Source organism: Nitratireductor sp. GZWM139, assembly GCF_030068685.1.
GTDB classification, from domain to species: Bacteria; Pseudomonadota; Alphaproteobacteria; order Rhizobiales; family Rhizobiaceae; genus Nitratireductor; species Nitratireductor aquimarinus.
This window is the reverse complement of sequence record NZ_JAMQML010000010.1, coordinates 140,739-155,040: the sequence shown is the minus strand read 5'-3', so window position 1 is coordinate 155,040 and position 14,302 is coordinate 140,739. Positions and strand designations below refer to the sequence as shown.

Genomic DNA, 14,302 nt, shown 5'->3' with positions numbered 1-14,302 from the left:
TGCGCGGATTATCAGCGACGCTGGAGAAGCGGCATGTTCATGGCGTTGGCGTATTTCACGCTCTCGGCCAGGAAGCCGTCATAGCTCTCGCGCACGCGGGCGACGTCTTCGCTTTGCGCCGTCAGCTCTTCGCGCACTTCTTCCCATGCGCCCTTGAGGCCTTCGGCCACATCGTCCGGCACATCGCGGAAGATGACGCCATCGGCCTCCAGCGACGCCATGGCGCGCGCATTGTGATAATCGAACTGGGCAAGCGCCTCCTGGCTGGCGGCAAGGGCCGCAGCCTCGCAGATTGCCTGCAGATCGGGCGAAAGCTCGGCCCAGGCATCCTTGTTGAAGACGATGGCAAGCGCTGCACTCGGTTCGTTGTAAGCCGGCAGGTAGCAGTTCTTGGTGATCTTCTGCAGGCCGAAAGCCTGATCGAGGAACGGACCGACCCACTCGGCCGCATCGAGCGCACCGGACTGAAGCGCCTGGAAGATTTCCGGCGGGGGCATCAGAACCGCGTTGACGCCGAGCTTGCGATACATCTCGCCGCCGAGGCCGGCAATGCGCATGTTGAGGCCCTTGAGGTCGTCCAGCGAATTGATCTCGGACTTGAACCAGCCGGCGCTCTGCGTGTTGGAATTGCCGGAATAGAGCGGCTTCAGATTGCGCTGGGCGTAGATGTCGTCCCAGATCTCCTGACCGCCGCCATAGCGCAGCCATGCGTAATGCTCGGCAGCCGTCATGCCGAACGGCACGGCGGTGAACCAGTGCAGGGCCGGGTTTTTGCCGGCTGCATAGTAAGGCGGGTTATGGCCGACCGGGGCCTTGCCCTGCTGCACGGCATCCTCGACGCCGAAGGGCGGAACGAGCTCGCCGCCGCCGAAAACCTTGAAGCTCAGCCGGCCATCGGACATGGCGGCGACCTTCTCGGCGAAGTTGGTGACATTGGTGCCAACGCCCGGTGCGTTCTTGGGGAAGCTGGTGGGCAGGTTCCACTCGATCTTGCCCTGCGCAATGGCTGGCGTGGCGAGTGCTGCGGCTGTCGCGCCAGCACCTGCGGTGAGAAATGTTCTGCGTTTCATGTCGGGGTTTCCTCCTGAACAACGACTATCTGAAGAGCATGTCCGGCAGCCATGTAACCACAGCCGGGAACGTGATGAGAAGCGCCAGAGCGATCAACTGAATGGCCACGAACGGGATCACCGAGCGGTAGATCTCCATGGTCGTGATGCTGCGCGGCGCAACGGAACGATAATAAAAGAGCGCGAAGCCAAAGGGCGGCGTCAGGAACGAGGTCTGCAGGTTCATTGCAAGCAGGACCGCAAACCAGACCGGAGAGAAATCCGTGGCCAGAATGGGCGCTCCCAAAAGCGGCACGACAATGTAGATGATCTCCACGGCTTCCAGAATGAAGCCAAGGAAGAACACGACCACCATGACGAGGGCGAGTGCGCCCCATTTGCCGCCCGGAACCTGCTCCAGAAATCCGGCCACCAGCTCGTCACCGCCGAACCCGCGGAACACAAGCGACAGCATGGAGGCAGCGATGACGATGCCGAACACCATGCCGGAGATGCGCAGCGTATCGATGACGGCGGGCACGAGAACATCGGTTCTGAAAAGCCGCCAGCCGGCAAAGAAAACGCCAAAGCCGATCAACGCGCTGGCCAGAAGACCGAGCAGACCGGCTGGCGCGCCAAGGGTTGCCGGCGGCAGAAGGCCGGTTGCGCGCAGCACGACGAGCACGCCGCCGGCGATAACCGCGGCAATGATGAGCAGACGCCCCGCCGGCCCGATTTCACCGCGCGTGAAGGCGGCAAGAAGGATCGTGCCAATCGCCCCCAGCCCGGCTGCCTCCGTGGTGGTGGCGACACCGCCGAGAATGGAGCCCAGAACGGCAACGATCAGAAGCAGCGGCGGCAGGAAGGTGCCGAGAATGCGGTTCAGCGGAACCGGCTTGCGCTCATCCTTTGCAACGGCTTTCTGCGCGCCGCGCAGCGTGAAGAGAATGTAGAGCCCGTAAAGCCCGACAAGCAGCAGGCCTGGCACCAGCGCACCGGCGAAGAGATCACCGACGGACACGGCGTCAGGCGCGAAATTGCCCGCCTTCTGCTGCGCTTCCAGATAGGTGTTGCCGATCTGGTCGCCGAGCAGAACCAGCAGGATCGAGGGCGGGATGATCTGGCCGAGCGTGCCGCTGGCGCAGATGATGCCGCTCGACACGCGCGGCGAAACGCCGGCCTGAAGCATGGCGGGAAGGCTGACAAGCCCGAGCATGACCACGGTTGCGCCGACAATGCCCGTGGAGGCTGCGATCAGCGCGCTGAAAAGCAGAACGGAAAGGGCAAGCCCGCGCGGCGATGCGCCGAGCATGTCGCGCAGGACCTCGAGCATGCGTTCGGCGAGCTGCGAACGCTCCAGCACCACGCCCATCAGAATGAAAAGCGGCACGGCCATCAGAAGCGTGTTGCTCATCACACCCCAGACACGGCTGGGGAAGAAATCCAGGAAGGACAGGTCGAACGCGCCAAAGAAGCTGGCGATGACTGCAACGACGAAGGGCACGCCGGCAATGGCCAGCATGGCGGGAATGCCGCTCAGAATACCGGCGAAGAGCCCGACCAGCATCAGGCACAGAAACAGTTCCGAAAGGGTCATAGGCTTGGCTCGCCGTCGGCAGTGTGGTCGGCGCGCGGCTCAAGCACCATGGCGATGCCCTGCAGAATCATCATGGCAGCGCCCAGGGGCAGCGCCGTCTTTACGATGAAGAGGCCGGGCAGACCGCCGGTCTCCACAGACGCCTCGCGGATCGACCAGGAATAGGCAAGATCCGCCCAGTCGGCCCAGATGATGAGGCCGAACACCGGAACGAGAAACAGAAACACCGCCACTGCATCTGCAATGCGCGCATAGGCGGGTGAAAGGTTCTCGGAAAGCACCTCGACGCGCACATGGCCGCCCCGGCGCAGGCAAACCGGCACGGAGAAGATCAGAAGCACGGCGAAGGCGTAGGAAGCGAAGTCCTGCAGTTCGATGAAACCAATGCCAAAACCATAGCGCATCACGACGATGGCAAGCACGCTTGCCGTCAGGGCCAGGCAGGCAAGCACGCAAAATGCCGTCGCCAGCCGGTCCAGCCCGGCGCAGAACCTTAAATACAAATGCAAAACCGGCTCCCATCCGAATTCCGGCGCGAAGCTAGCGCATGCGCCATGGAAAGGAAATGTCTATTCGCCCATGGTTGGGTACGCGATCACAGGGGATCGGCGAGGCAGCATGCGAGCGCACGCCAGAAGCGGGAAGGCTTTCGGTCCTTTTCAGGCGCCCACAACGAAAACACTCGCCGGAGAGGACCGGCGAGCGGATCGCATTCATGGACTTGAACGACTGTGCGCTTAGCTCTTGATCGTTGCGGCGAGGCGCGCGGAGGCCTTGTTCAGCGCTGCGAACTTTTCATCGTCAGAGCCGTCCTTATAGGCTGCATCAAGCGTGTTCACGATTTCGGAGAACAGCTCAAGCTCCTCGTCGGCAGCCGTCATGGTGAGCGGCTGGTCGTCATAGGCCTCGACGAAGCGCTGGGCGGCATAGGCGATCAGCAGGAGGGCGGCCGCATTTTCCGGCTCGCTGGTGATCCGCTGATGAGCCTTGACCGCGCAGCCTTCATAGGCACGAACGCTTCCGCCCTGCTCGTTCAGATCCTTCAAAAACGTATCAAACATGATCCAAGTCCTTTGGCATTTACTGCGGCAGTTCTGAAATGCCGCCGTGGTTCGCCGACCATACGGTCGGCGCATTCAGGAAGCTCTCGACCTCAGCGATCGTTTCCGGCGAAAAACGGTTTTCTTCCTTGCAGACGGCGAGCACATCCCACCACGTGGCGAGATGATGCAACCGCATGCCGGCGGCTTCAAGCCGCTTCGGCGTGTCTGGGAAGATGTCGTAGTAGAAGACGGCGAATGTGTCGGTGACCCGTGCGCCGGTGCGCGCGACCGCTTCGGCAAACTTGATCTTGCTGCCGCCGTCGGTGGTCAGATCCTCGACCAGAAGAACACGCGCGCCTTCGCTCAATGCGCCCTCGATCTGCGCATCGCGGCCAAAGCCTTTCGGCTTCTTGCGCACATACTGCATGGGAAGGCCCATCCGCTCGGAGAGCCATGCGGCAAAGGGAATGCCGGCCGTCTCGCCGCCCGCTATCGCGTCGAACTGCTCGAAGCCGACATTGCGGAAGATGATCGAGGCCGCGAAATCCATGATTGCGGCGCGAACGCGCGGATAGGAAATCAGCTTGCGGCAGTCGATATAGACCGGACTTGCAAGACCAGACGTGAACGTGAACGGCTGTTCGGCGCGAAAATGCACCGCCTCGATCTCCAGAAGCATGCGGGCGACCATCTGCGAAATGGCGGACTGGTCGGGGAAGGTGTTGGAGAACATGTCGTGGTCCTGTTCGTTGATCGGGCCTTTTCGCTAACAGCTATCTCCTGCCTGAGCCAGCCCGGCAATGCAGGGATTCGTTTCTGAAAGAAACCGCACAGTCACTCCGCCCCCGCAAGGAAAGCAAAGAGAATATCCACGCCGGCAAGGAAATCCTCGATCTCCATCGCTTCCTGGGGATTGTGGGAACCATTGCGGTTGCGCACGAACACCATGGCGGAAGGAACGCCGGCGGCGGCGAACACGGCAGCGTCGTGCCCGCCGCCGCTCGGCATGACGAAAGGCTCCTGTCCGACCTGGCGCATGGCCTCTTCAAGGCCTGCGACGAGCCCCTTGTCGCACAGCGCCGGTTCGACACGAAGCTCTTCGCCCAGCTCGAAGCGGACCCGCCGGTCGCGCTCGATCTCGCGCATTTCGCTCGTCAGAAGCTTGCGCATCTCATCCAGCGTTTCGGGCTTCTGGCTGCGCATGTCGAGGCTGAAGGACACGCTGTCGGGAATGCGCGACATGGCGTGTTTTTCGGGATCGGTCGCCACGATGCCGCTCGTCAGCACCAGATCGTCGCCCTTGTTGAGGATCGTCGTCCAGCTCTCGTCGAGCCGCACCAGAAGATCCGCCATGGCGAGAACGGGATCGCGCCGATAGGCCTTGGGCACTGCGCCGGAATGACCGGCCTCACCGTAACAGGTGATGGAGCGGTAGCGGATATTGCCGCGAATGCCGGAAACGGCGGCTGCGGGGATATTCTTGCCGATCAGCAGCGGCCCCTGCTCGATGTGGAGTTCGAGATAGGCCTCGATGCGGCTGACATCCATCAGCGGCTTGCCCGCGCGAATGTCTTCGACCGGCAGGCCGATATCGGCCATATGCGCTTCCAGCGTACGGCCGTCGCCCTTGTGCCGGGCTTCGATTTCAGGCGTTGCGAGTGTGCCGGTCAGCGCCTTGGAGCCGATATAGCACGGGCCGAACCAGGCGCTTTCCTCGCCGCGCATGGCAAGCACATGCACCGGCTTTGCAAAGCGGCGGCCTTCGCGCCGGGCGCGGATCAGGCAGACGAGACCCGCGACAACGCCGGCCAGCCCGTCGAAATTGCCGCCGAAGGGGACGCTGTCCACATGCGAGCCGACAACGATGAAACGCTCCGCGTCGCGGTCTTCGGGCAGCGAGAACCGGGCATTGCAGCCTGCGTCGTACCAGACCTCAAGCCCCTCGGCGCGCGCCACATTCTCAAGATATTCGAGCGTTCTGGTCTCGATCTCGGAGAAGGCCGGACGGCTGACACCTTCGACATCGGGCGACATGTGCGCGATGTCGCCGAACAGACGCTCTGCAAGCGCACGGTCGGTCGCATGGGCGATCGCATGGCCGGGGGCGAAAGAGGCGGGCTGGGCGTTCATGGCGCTGCTTCCATGAAGACAACGGCCTCGTCCTGTTCGCCGTCGATCACGGACCCGACCAGTTCGCGCACGGAGGAAAGTCCCTGCCCTGCGAGCCAGTCTTCCAGCCCGTCGATCAGCGAGATCATGGCCGTGGGATGAATGAAGGTTGCGGTGCCGACCTGCACGGCGGATGCGCCGGCGATCAGATATTCGATCACGTCTTCAATGGTGGAGATACCACCGCAGCCGATGACCGGGATATTGGTCGCGCGGGCGCACTGATAGGCCATGCGAAGCGCAATGGGTTTCAGGCTCGGGCCGGACAGGCCGCCCATGAGATTGCCAAGCTTGGGCCGCCGCGTGTTGATGTCGATGGCCATGGACAGGATGGTGTTGGCCACCACCAGCGCATCGGCGCCGCCCTCTTCCGCAGCGCGCGCCACTTCGGACGTTTCGCCCGTGTTGGGCGTGAGCTTTGCCCAGAGCGGCAGGTCCGTCGCCGCGCGCAGCTTGCGCATCACGTCATGCGTGGAGGACGGACGAATGGCAAAGGCCTTGCCGTCTTCCTCGATGTTCGGGCACGAGATGTTGACCTCGATGGCCGCGACGCCGGGAACGCTGACCTCGGAACACAGGGTGGCGAATTCATCGGCCGTGTTGCCGGAAATCGAGACGACCAGCGGCGTCTCGTAATGGGCGTAGAACGGCACGACCTTTTCAAGAAACGCGCCAACACCCTTGCTCGGAATGCCGATGGAATTGAGCATCGACCCGTTCACTTCGCAGACGCGCGGCGTCGGATTGCCGTCGCGCCAGCCACGGGTGATCGTCTTGGTCACATGCGCGCCAAGCCGGTCCAGATCGAACACCTCCGCGAGATCTTCGGAGAAGGTGCCGGATGCCGGCATGATCGGGTTCTTGAGCTTGAGCCCGCCAATATCGACCGAAAGATCTACCATGCGATCGCCTCCATCATGTCGAAGACAGGGCCTTCGCGGCACACTCTGAGATGCACCTGCCGGTCGCCGCGATTGAACGGACGCACGCAGCAATGGCACATGCCGATGCCGCAGGCCATTTGCTGCTCCAGCGCGATCTGCCCGGGAATGCCATGACGTTCGCCGATCGTCTGCAAAAGCCGGAGCATGCGGTTTGAGCCACAGGTGTAGAACGCGTCGGCGCGGCCTGCCGCGACCAGCCCCTCGATAATCTGTTCCAGATTGCCCAGATCCGACGTGCCTTCCGCGTCGGTCAGGGTGATGACGTCTGCGCCCAGTGAGGCGAAATAGTCCGTCGACATCAGATAGTCGGGGTGGCGGGCACTACAAATCGCGGTGAGCTTCCGGCCAAGCCGATTGGCCTCCAGCGCAAGCGGAGCAAGCGTTGCAAGCCCCACACCGCGCGCCACCAGAACCAGATTCTGCCAGTTGTCGGCAATGGTGAAGGGTTCGCCAAGCGGCCCGAGGACATTGAGCCTGTCGCCGAGCGCCAGCGTGGCCAGCGCGCGGGTGCCGGCGCCTGTGACCTTGTAGAGAAAATGCAGCTCTCCCTGATCGGGATAGAAGCCGTAAATGCTCATCGGGCGGCGCAGATAAGGCGTCTCGCCGCCCGCCTGCGGGCACAGGAGGTGAAAGAACTGGCCGGCACGGCAGCGCGCAAGAAGATCCTGCGGAGCGGCGAGCACCAGACGGCGATACTCGCCATTGACCGGGTCGTTGCTCTTCACGGAAAGCGGCAACTCGAATGCCTTGATCGACGGGACTGCGTCCATCGGCTCAATCCTTTCTGGAATCCCCGTCATCCGAACACCAGGTTCGGCAGGAAGGTGGAGATATCCGGCACGTATGTGATGATCGCGAGCACGATGAGGTTCGCGATGATGAAGGGCCAGAGGCCGGAGATGATCGTGAGCACCGGTTTCGACAGGGTCGAAGACGCCACGAAAATATCGAGCCCGAAGGGCGGCGTGATCATGCCAATGGAAATGTTCAGCGTGACGATCATGCCGAAATGGACAGGATCGATGCCGAGCGCCATGGCTACCGGATAGAGCGGCGGAACCAGAATCAGAAGCGCCGAGTTCGGGTCGATGAACATGCCCGCGATCAGGAAGCTGATATTGACGATCAGCAGGAACACGATCGGCCCGGCCTGGATCGCTTCCAGAAAGCCCGTGATGGCCGCCGGCACCTGCGCCAGCGTGATGAAGTAGGACAGGAGGCCGCCCATCGCCAGCAGGATGAAGATGATCGCGGTGGAGATCGCGGCGCGTTCGGTGATTGCAACCAGTTTGCGCCAGGTGAGCTCACGGAAGATCACGCCTTCAACGAAAATGGCGTAAACGACGCTGACGGCCGCCGCTTCGGTGGGCGTGAAATAACCGCTGTAAATGCCGCCCAGAATGATGATCGGCATGCCGAGCGCCCAGCCGGCGTCCCGGATCGCAATGACGCGTTCTTTCCAGCTTGTGCGCGGACCGCGCTCAACGCCGGAGCGTCGCGCTTCGAGCGCCGCCATGATGGCGAAAGCCAGACCGAGCACCAGACCCACGGCGAGACCGCCGACAAACAGCTTGGCAACGGAGGTGCCCGTCATCCAGCCATAGATGATGAAGGTGATGGACGGCGGAATGAGCAGCGCCGTCTCGGCGCTGGAAACGATCAGGCCGAGCGAGAATTTGTCGCTGAAGCCGGCCTTGCGCATTTCCGGGTAGACCATGCGGGCCATGGCCGCGACCGTGGCCGGTGCGGAACCGGAGACCGAGCCGAACGCCATGGAGCCGCCAATGGTGGTGTAGCCCATGCCGCCGCGCAGATGACCGACCAGCACCTTGACGAGACCTGTCAGGCGGCGGGCGATCTGCCCCTCGCCCATCAGCTCTGCAGCGAGGATGAAGAAGGGAATGGCCAGAAGCGTCGTGTGATTGATGCCGCCCAGGATCTTCTGAATAACCACCGGGTCAGGGAGGTTGCCGTAGAAGAATTCCTTGATCATGAGCGCCGGCACGCCCAGCACGAGAAACATCTCGAAACCGAGAACCAGCAGCATGACTGCGACGATGATGACGAGTGCGAAAAGGATCATTATTCCTCCGACGCCTGTCCGGCGAAACGATCGATGCGGCCGAAGAAGCTGAGCGCAAAGCGCAGAGCCATGAGCGCAAAACCGATTGTGGGCGCGAGATAAATCCAGAAGACCGGGATGTTCAGTGTCGGGCTCTTTTGGCCCATGCCGTAAACGAAGGCGGTCATCTGGTAGCCGAGCCAGACAAGATAGATGCAGAATATGAAGCCGACCGCGTCGATGATCTTTCTGATCGGCAGGCCAGTGGCCCGTGCGATCCGGTCGCGCCAGGTGTGAACACCGGCGTGACGCCCTTTCTCAAGGGCAAGGCCGACCGTGAGAAAGACGAGGAAAAGGCTCATCAGCCGCACGGCTTCTTCAACCCAGGCGAACTCGGAGGCGAAAGTGCCGCCAACCTGGCGCGCCAGCACATTCATGAAGTAGAGCGCGACCATGACAAGGAAGATGGAGACCGCTGCTATGCGCTCGGCTGTTCTGATGATGGCAAGTGCTTTCAAGGTCTCATTCCTTGGAAAAAGGGAACCGCTGCCGGGCTCACGGGGAGCCCGACATATGAAAGTCAATGCTTTGGTTCGGTGAAAGGCCGGGGCATTGGACCGTCAGGCGAAAACCGTTTTCGCTCGGCCCGATGCCCCGCAACAAGGTGGATCGCCAGTCGCGCCCGAATGGGCGCGGGGCGTATCCGTGCTTACTGCGCCGTGGCGGCCTCATATTCCTTCTCATAGACGGCGATCAGGTTCTCGCCCTCTTCACCGGCGCGCTCCACATAGGCTGCGCGACCGGCCGGATACATCTTGTCACGGAACGCGGTCTTCTCGTCGGCGCTCATCTCGCGGATGTCGATGCCCGATGCCTTGATCTCTTCAAGTGCGGTGGCAACGGCCGCAGCCTTGTGAGCGATCAGCTCCGGGATGACTTCGTTGAACGTGTCGACAATGGTCTGCTGATGCTCCGCCGGCAGGCTTGCCCACCAGGCCGGGTTGAACAGGATCACGTCTTCCATCGCGCCATGGTCGGACAGAACGAGGTGCTTCTGCACTTCGTAGAACTTCATGCGCTGGATGGTGTCGAGCGGGTTCTCCTCGCCATCGACAACACCGGTCTGAAGGGCGGTGTAAAGCTCGCCGAACGGCAGGGCGATCGCCGATGCGCCAAGCGAATTGAACTGCTCGATCAGGATGTTGGAATCCATGACGCGGAACTTTTGGCCGGCAAAGTCTTCAAGGCTTGCGAGCGGCTTGGAAGAGGTGAAATTCTTCTTGCCGTTCGGCCACAGGCCGATGCAGGTCACGCCGCGCGAATTGAACGATTCGCAAAGCGCCTCGCCAAACGCGCCGCCGCGGATTTCCTGCGCGGTCTCATCATTGTCGGGGAGCAGGTACGGGATGTCCATGATCGAAACGGCGGGGTTGAAGCCACCGAGGAAAGCTGCCGGCGCGACGGTCGCCTCAAGCGTGCCGAGCTGGACGCCTTCAGTCATTTCGCGCTGCTGGCCGAGCTGGCCCTGCGGGAAGATCTGGAACTCGACCGCGCCATCGGTGCGCTCGTTCACGAGCTTGGCGACCTTGTCGAGGAACACGTGGCGCGACTGCTGCGCCGATTCAAGATGACCGATCTTTGCAACGAAATCCGCCGCCCAGACGCCTGTCGCGAATGCCGCGCCAGCCACGCCCATAACGGTCGTTGCAGCCAGTTTACGAATGAGATGTTTCATTGTTCCGCCTCCATTGCTTTTTTGAAAAAGCAGCCTACGAGCCCAACCATAGCCTGTCAACGGAATTCTCAAAAATGAGACGAATGGAACTTTCGTCCAATTAATGAGCTTTCCGTGCTTATTTGAGCATGTCCGTTGACAAGCCGATACAGGGCACCCGATAACGGAAGGAGTTGAAACTTGCGAGAAAAAAGCGTGTCACAGGGCGACTTGATCAGATTCAGCGACATTGGCGCCCGCCTGCGCGCTTACCGCCTCGGCAAAGGGCTTGCTCCCGACGAACTGGCAGAGAAGCTCGGCATCTCGCGCGCCGCTCTCTACCGCGCCGAAAAAGGCGAAATTCGCAAGATCGAGATGCTGACCAGCATCGCCGACGAGCTCGGCGTATCGCTGCCCAGCCTGATGGGCGTCGGCGTGGAATATGTGTCGAGCGCCATTGCCTTCTTTGAGCGCATGCGCCAGCTCGAAGATGACTGTCAGCAGGTGATCGGCCTGTTCAGCCCTGTCTCCTATCTCCTGACGTCTGACGCCTATGACGATGCGTTGCAGGAAGTGCTGCGGGAATCCGTGCCGCCGGAGGTCGATCCGGAAGGCCGTTCCGGAGAGGTGGTGGATGCGCTGATCGACATCTTGCGGGCGCGAAAGAAGGCGTTTCGCCTGCGCCGCCCGCTGATCGTAAGCCTGATCGCCTCGGCAGATCTGGAAGGGTTTCTGCTTCACGGCCTGATCGGCCGGCACGATTTGCCGCCGGACGTGGTGAACAAGCGCCGCCTGCAGGCGCGCCGCGAGGCCGAGTACATTCTGACCATGCTGCGCGAGCAGCCCATCGGCATACAGATCGGCATCGTGCGCGAGCCGGTTCCGGCGACAAGTTTCCAGATATTCCGACAGCAGGACCGCTCGGTGCTGGCGATCAGCCCTTTCCGGCTGGGCGAACAGCCCAACATCCGCGTCGGGGTGGCGCTGATCACCTCCGCCCCGGAAGCCATGACGCTTCACGAGGATATCGCTGAAGGTCTTTGGGCTGATGCTCTTAAAGGCGACGAAGCGGCGAGTTATCTCGAAACCATGATCGAGAAATACGCGATCCCTGTGGACGCCTGAGGCGCGTCCAGCCTCCCCTCCGTGAATAAAGCCGACTGATTTTCATCAGCGCGCCCATGAAGAATGGGCGGGCAGCGACGCCTTGCGTGCGCCCTTCACATGCCTGTCGCCGAACTGCAAGAAATCTGTCAGCGGCGCGACACAGAGCGATGATACCCGGCTGCCAGGCGCCGATCAGGCTTCCTGTCATTTATCTCGCAAACGAGGCAGTCATGCTGAAATTCATCGTCATGAGCGATATCCACCTTTCGCCGGAAGGTGAGGCCACCAATGGCCTGGACACCACGAAGCGTCTTCAGGCCGCTATCGACAGCGCCAACACGAACCATGGCGACGCGGATTTCTGCATTTTCGCTGGCGATCTCGCCGACCGTGGCGAAGTCCCGGCATACGCCATTCTGGACCGCATGATCGACCAGCTGAAAATGCCGGTCGTCCTGACGCTCGGCAATCACGACCATCGCGACCGGTTCAAGGAAATCTTCGGCACGCTGCATGATGATGAGAACGGCCACATCCAGAAGGCCATCGACGTGAAAGGCTATCGCGTCATCGTCATCGATTCCAGCGAGCCGGAAATCGTCAGCGGCGTGCTCTGCGAACAGCGCCTTGCCTGGCTCGCCGCGCGACTGGAAGAAGCGCAGGATCGGCCGGTGATCATTGTCATGCATCACCATGCGAACGATCTTCACATGCCGGTCGACCAGATCAAGCTGCAGCAGTCCGAGGCGTTCCGCGACGTTTTGAAGACGCATCCCGATGTGCGTCAGGTGATCGCCGGCCATGTTCACCGCCCGACCACGGGCCTGTGGCACGGCATCCCGCTGACCACGATTTCGGGCAACCATTACGACGTCAACGCGCACCTGCCGGGCATGCCGGGCGAAGCGCTGCGCCTTGATGGCCCTGCACAATATGCCGTCGTGCTGGCCGATGAAAACAGCACGCTCGTGCACTTCCACGACTACATTCACCGTCATGCAGAGATGGCCGACGGCCTGTTCCGCCGGCGTCGCAAACATGCGGAAGAGACCGCAGAGCGCGAAAAAGTGGCTGGCTAAGCAAGTCTGCCCACAGCTTTCAAATAACCTTCATGATGCGGTCACCCAGCTGTCAAGGCGCGCCGATAGCCAAGGCGCGACCGGCAACGGAGCCGGCGACCGCTCCTTTCCCATGTGAGAGAAAAAGATGCAGAAGAAACTCATCGCAAGCACGCTCGCGCTTTTGGCTCTGACGACGTCAGCCATGGCCGAGAAGGTGAAATTTGAATACTGGTACGGCCTCACCGGTCAGCTTGGCGAACAGGTTCAGGCGACCTGCGACCGCTTCAACGCTTCCCAGGACAAGTATGAGATCAGCTGCGTCAGCCAGGGCGATTACGCCACGGCGCTGCAGAACACGATCGCCGCTTTCCGCGCCAAGAAGCACCCGACCATCGTGCAGGGCGTCGAGGTCTCCACGCCCGACCTGATGCTCTCCGGTCAGGTTTACCCGGCTTACAAGCTGATGGAAGACAACGGTTTCGAGATCGACTGGGATTCCTATTTCCCGGGCATCGCCAACTATTATGCGGATTCCGACGGTCGCCTCTGGTCCATGCCGTTCAACTCCTCCACGGCGATGATGTACTGGAACGTCGACGCCTACAAATCCATCGGCCGCGACGAAGCGCCGAAGACCTGGGAAGAGTATGAGCAGGTTCTGCGCGAGCTGAAGGAAGCCGGCAACGCCTGCCCGTCGGGCTACGCACCGTCTTCATGGGTCGATCTCGAGCAGTTCTCCATGGTTCATGGCGAGCCGATCGCCACCAAGAACAACGGTTATGACGGCCTCGACGCCGAAGTCGTGTTCAACAAGACGCTTCATGCCAAGCACATGAAGGACATCAAGCGCTGGATCGACGAGGGCCTTCTGGTCATCAAGACGCGCGAAACCGGCCTTTCCACCCGTGACGCCTTCGCCGCCGGCGAGTGCGCGCACTTCTTCGGCTCCATCGCCAGCCACCAGGCCGTGACCGAGCAGGTCGACGAGGGCTTTGCATGGGACGTGGCCATGCTGCCGGTCTATGAAGGCACCGAGCGCAAGAACTCGGTCGTGGGCGGTGCATCGCTCTGGACGCTTTCCGGCAAGACCGAAGACCAGTATCGCGGCGCTGCCGAGTACTTCAAGTTCCTCGCCAAGCCGGAATCGGCAGAGTTCTGGAGCACGGTCACGGGCTACATCCCGGTGACGGATGAAGGCTTCGACTACCTGGTCGAAAAAGGCTTCTACAGCGAGCGCCCCTACAAGGGCCGCGACAAGGCGATTGAATCGCTCACCTACACGCCGGTCACCCCGCTGACCCGCGGCATCCGCCTCGGCAACTTCGTCCAGATCCGCGCCGAGTGGACCTCCCAGATGCAGGCTGTCCTGAGCGGTCAGAAGACCCCGCAGGAAGCTCTGGACGACGCCGTCGACCGCTCCAACAAGACGCTGCGCAAGTTCGAGCGCACCTACAACGGCAAGACGCTTCCCTGAAGCCGAACCGTCAACGCCTGCGCCACGGCTGCCTCCCGGCCGTGGCGCATTTCGTTGCCGTGTGACCTTCAGCGACCAACGC

The 14,302-nt window shown here is 61.7% G+C and carries 14 protein-coding genes; 3 read left to right on the top strand and 11 right to left on the bottom strand.

Annotated features, from left to right (window positions below; genetic code table 11):
• Positions 1 to 11: 11 nt before the first annotated feature.
• The 11 genes from NDI72_RS14000 to NDI72_RS13950 all read right to left on the bottom strand — a co-directional run bounded on the left by NDI72_RS14000 (position 12) and on the right by NDI72_RS13950 (position 10,599).
• On the bottom strand, positions 12 to 1,070 hold the full coding sequence (locus NDI72_RS14000; protein WP_113156946.1) for a TRAP transporter substrate-binding protein: 1,059 nt from the start codon (positions 1,068 to 1,070) through the stop codon (positions 12 to 14).
• Between the two features lie 25 nt (positions 1,071 to 1,095).
• Entirely contained in the window at positions 1,096 to 2,646 is a 1,551-nt protein-coding gene (locus NDI72_RS13995; RefSeq protein ID WP_283800747.1) for a TRAP transporter large permease, read from the bottom strand.
• Complete coding sequence (locus tag NDI72_RS13990; RefSeq protein ID WP_224873329.1) at positions 2,643 to 3,155, bottom strand: TRAP transporter small permease subunit; 513 nt, start codon at positions 3,153 to 3,155, stop codon at positions 2,643 to 2,645. Before NDI72_RS13990 ends, NDI72_RS13995 begins: the two co-directional genes overlap by 4 nt.
• 228 nt (positions 3,156 to 3,383) lie before the next feature.
• Positions 3,384 to 3,707 carry a hypothetical protein gene (locus NDI72_RS13985; RefSeq protein WP_113156944.1) on the bottom strand — a complete coding sequence of 108 codons (324 nt, stop codon included), beginning with the start codon at positions 3,705 to 3,707 and terminating at the stop codon, positions 3,384 to 3,386.
• Between the two features lie 19 nt (positions 3,708 to 3,726).
• Positions 3,727 to 4,422 (bottom strand): orotate phosphoribosyltransferase, encoded by a 696-nt coding sequence (locus NDI72_RS13980; protein ID WP_113156943.1) that lies wholly within the window; start codon positions 4,420 to 4,422, stop codon positions 3,727 to 3,729.
• 101 nt (positions 4,423 to 4,523) lie between these two features.
• Positions 4,524 to 5,819 (bottom strand): Zn-dependent hydrolase, encoded by a 1,296-nt coding sequence (locus NDI72_RS13975; RefSeq protein ID WP_283800746.1) that lies wholly within the window; start codon positions 5,817 to 5,819, stop codon positions 4,524 to 4,526.
• A complete protein-coding gene (locus NDI72_RS13970) occupies positions 5,816 to 6,760 on the bottom strand; it encodes a dihydroorotate dehydrogenase (protein WP_113156941.1) in 945 nt (314 codons plus the stop codon). Before NDI72_RS13970 ends, NDI72_RS13975 begins: the two co-directional genes overlap by 4 nt.
• The gene (locus tag NDI72_RS13965) at positions 6,754 to 7,572 is read right to left on the bottom strand and encodes a dihydroorotate dehydrogenase electron transfer subunit (RefSeq protein ID WP_283800745.1); all 819 of its coding nucleotides are present in this window, start codon (positions 7,570 to 7,572) and stop codon (positions 6,754 to 6,756) included. The genes NDI72_RS13970 and NDI72_RS13965 overlap by 7 nt, the downstream gene beginning before the upstream one ends.
• A gap of 26 nt (positions 7,573 to 7,598) precedes the next feature.
• A complete protein-coding gene (locus NDI72_RS13960; protein ID WP_113156939.1) occupies positions 7,599 to 8,885 on the bottom strand; it encodes a TRAP transporter large permease in 1,287 nt (428 codons plus the stop codon).
• A complete protein-coding gene (locus tag NDI72_RS13955) occupies positions 8,885 to 9,382 on the bottom strand; it encodes a TRAP transporter small permease (protein WP_206544835.1) in 498 nt (165 codons plus the stop codon). The genes NDI72_RS13960 and NDI72_RS13955 overlap by 1 nt, the downstream gene beginning before the upstream one ends.
• 191 nt (positions 9,383 to 9,573) lie before the next feature.
• Complete coding sequence (locus NDI72_RS13950) at positions 9,574 to 10,599, bottom strand: TRAP transporter substrate-binding protein (RefSeq protein ID WP_113156937.1); 1,026 nt, start codon at positions 10,597 to 10,599, stop codon at positions 9,574 to 9,576.
• 210 nt (positions 10,600 to 10,809) lie between these two features.
• Here NDI72_RS13950 and NDI72_RS13945 point away from each other — a divergent pair, with 210 nt between their 5' ends.
• From NDI72_RS13945 to NDI72_RS13935, 3 genes are all read left to right on the top strand, one after another.
• Positions 10,810 to 11,703, top strand: coding sequence for a helix-turn-helix domain-containing protein (locus NDI72_RS13945; RefSeq protein WP_283800744.1), 894 nt, complete (start codon positions 10,810 to 10,812; stop codon positions 11,701 to 11,703).
• Positions 11,704 to 11,915: 212 nt separating this feature from the next.
• A complete protein-coding gene (locus tag NDI72_RS13940) occupies positions 11,916 to 12,764 on the top strand; it encodes a phosphodiesterase (RefSeq protein WP_162742440.1) in 849 nt (282 codons plus the stop codon).
• Positions 12,765 to 12,891: 127 nt separating this feature from the next.
• On the top strand, positions 12,892 to 14,220 hold the full coding sequence (locus tag NDI72_RS13935; protein ID WP_113156934.1) for an extracellular solute-binding protein: 1,329 nt from the start codon (positions 12,892 to 12,894) through the stop codon (positions 14,218 to 14,220).
• Positions 14,221 to 14,302 lie beyond the last annotated feature (82 nt).

Coding starts and splice junctions, on each gene's coding strand:
- NDI72_RS13965 (WP_283800745.1), bottom strand. CDS start 7,572: ATGGACGCAGTCCCGTCGATCAAGGCATTCGAGTTGCCGCTTTCCGTG.
- NDI72_RS13940 (WP_162742440.1), top strand. CDS start 11,916: ATGCTGAAATTCATCGTCATGAGCGATATCCACCTTTCGCCGGAAGGT.
- NDI72_RS14000 (WP_113156946.1), bottom strand. CDS start 1,070: ATGAAACGCAGAACATTTCTCACCGCAGGTGCTGGCGCGACAGCCGCA.
- NDI72_RS13950 (WP_113156937.1), bottom strand. CDS start 10,599: ATGAAACATCTCATTCGTAAACTGGCTGCAACGACCGTTATGGGCGTG.
- NDI72_RS13975 (WP_283800746.1), bottom strand. CDS start 5,819: ATGAACGCCCAGCCCGCCTCTTTCGCCCCCGGCCATGCGATCGCCCAT.
- NDI72_RS13985 (WP_113156944.1), bottom strand. CDS start 3,707: ATGTTTGATACGTTTTTGAAGGATCTGAACGAGCAGGGCGGAAGCGTT.
- NDI72_RS13980 (WP_113156943.1), bottom strand. CDS start 4,422: ATGTTCTCCAACACCTTCCCCGACCAGTCCGCCATTTCGCAGATGGTC.
- NDI72_RS13960 (WP_113156939.1), bottom strand. CDS start 8,885: ATGATCCTTTTCGCACTCGTCATCATCGTCGCAGTCATGCTGCTGGTT.
- NDI72_RS13995 (WP_283800747.1), bottom strand. CDS start 2,646: ATGACCCTTTCGGAACTGTTTCTGTGCCTGATGCTGGTCGGGCTCTTC.
- NDI72_RS13970 (WP_113156941.1), bottom strand. CDS start 6,760: ATGGTAGATCTTTCGGTCGATATTGGCGGGCTCAAGCTCAAGAACCCG.
- NDI72_RS13935 (WP_113156934.1), top strand. CDS start 12,892: ATGCAGAAGAAACTCATCGCAAGCACGCTCGCGCTTTTGGCTCTGACG.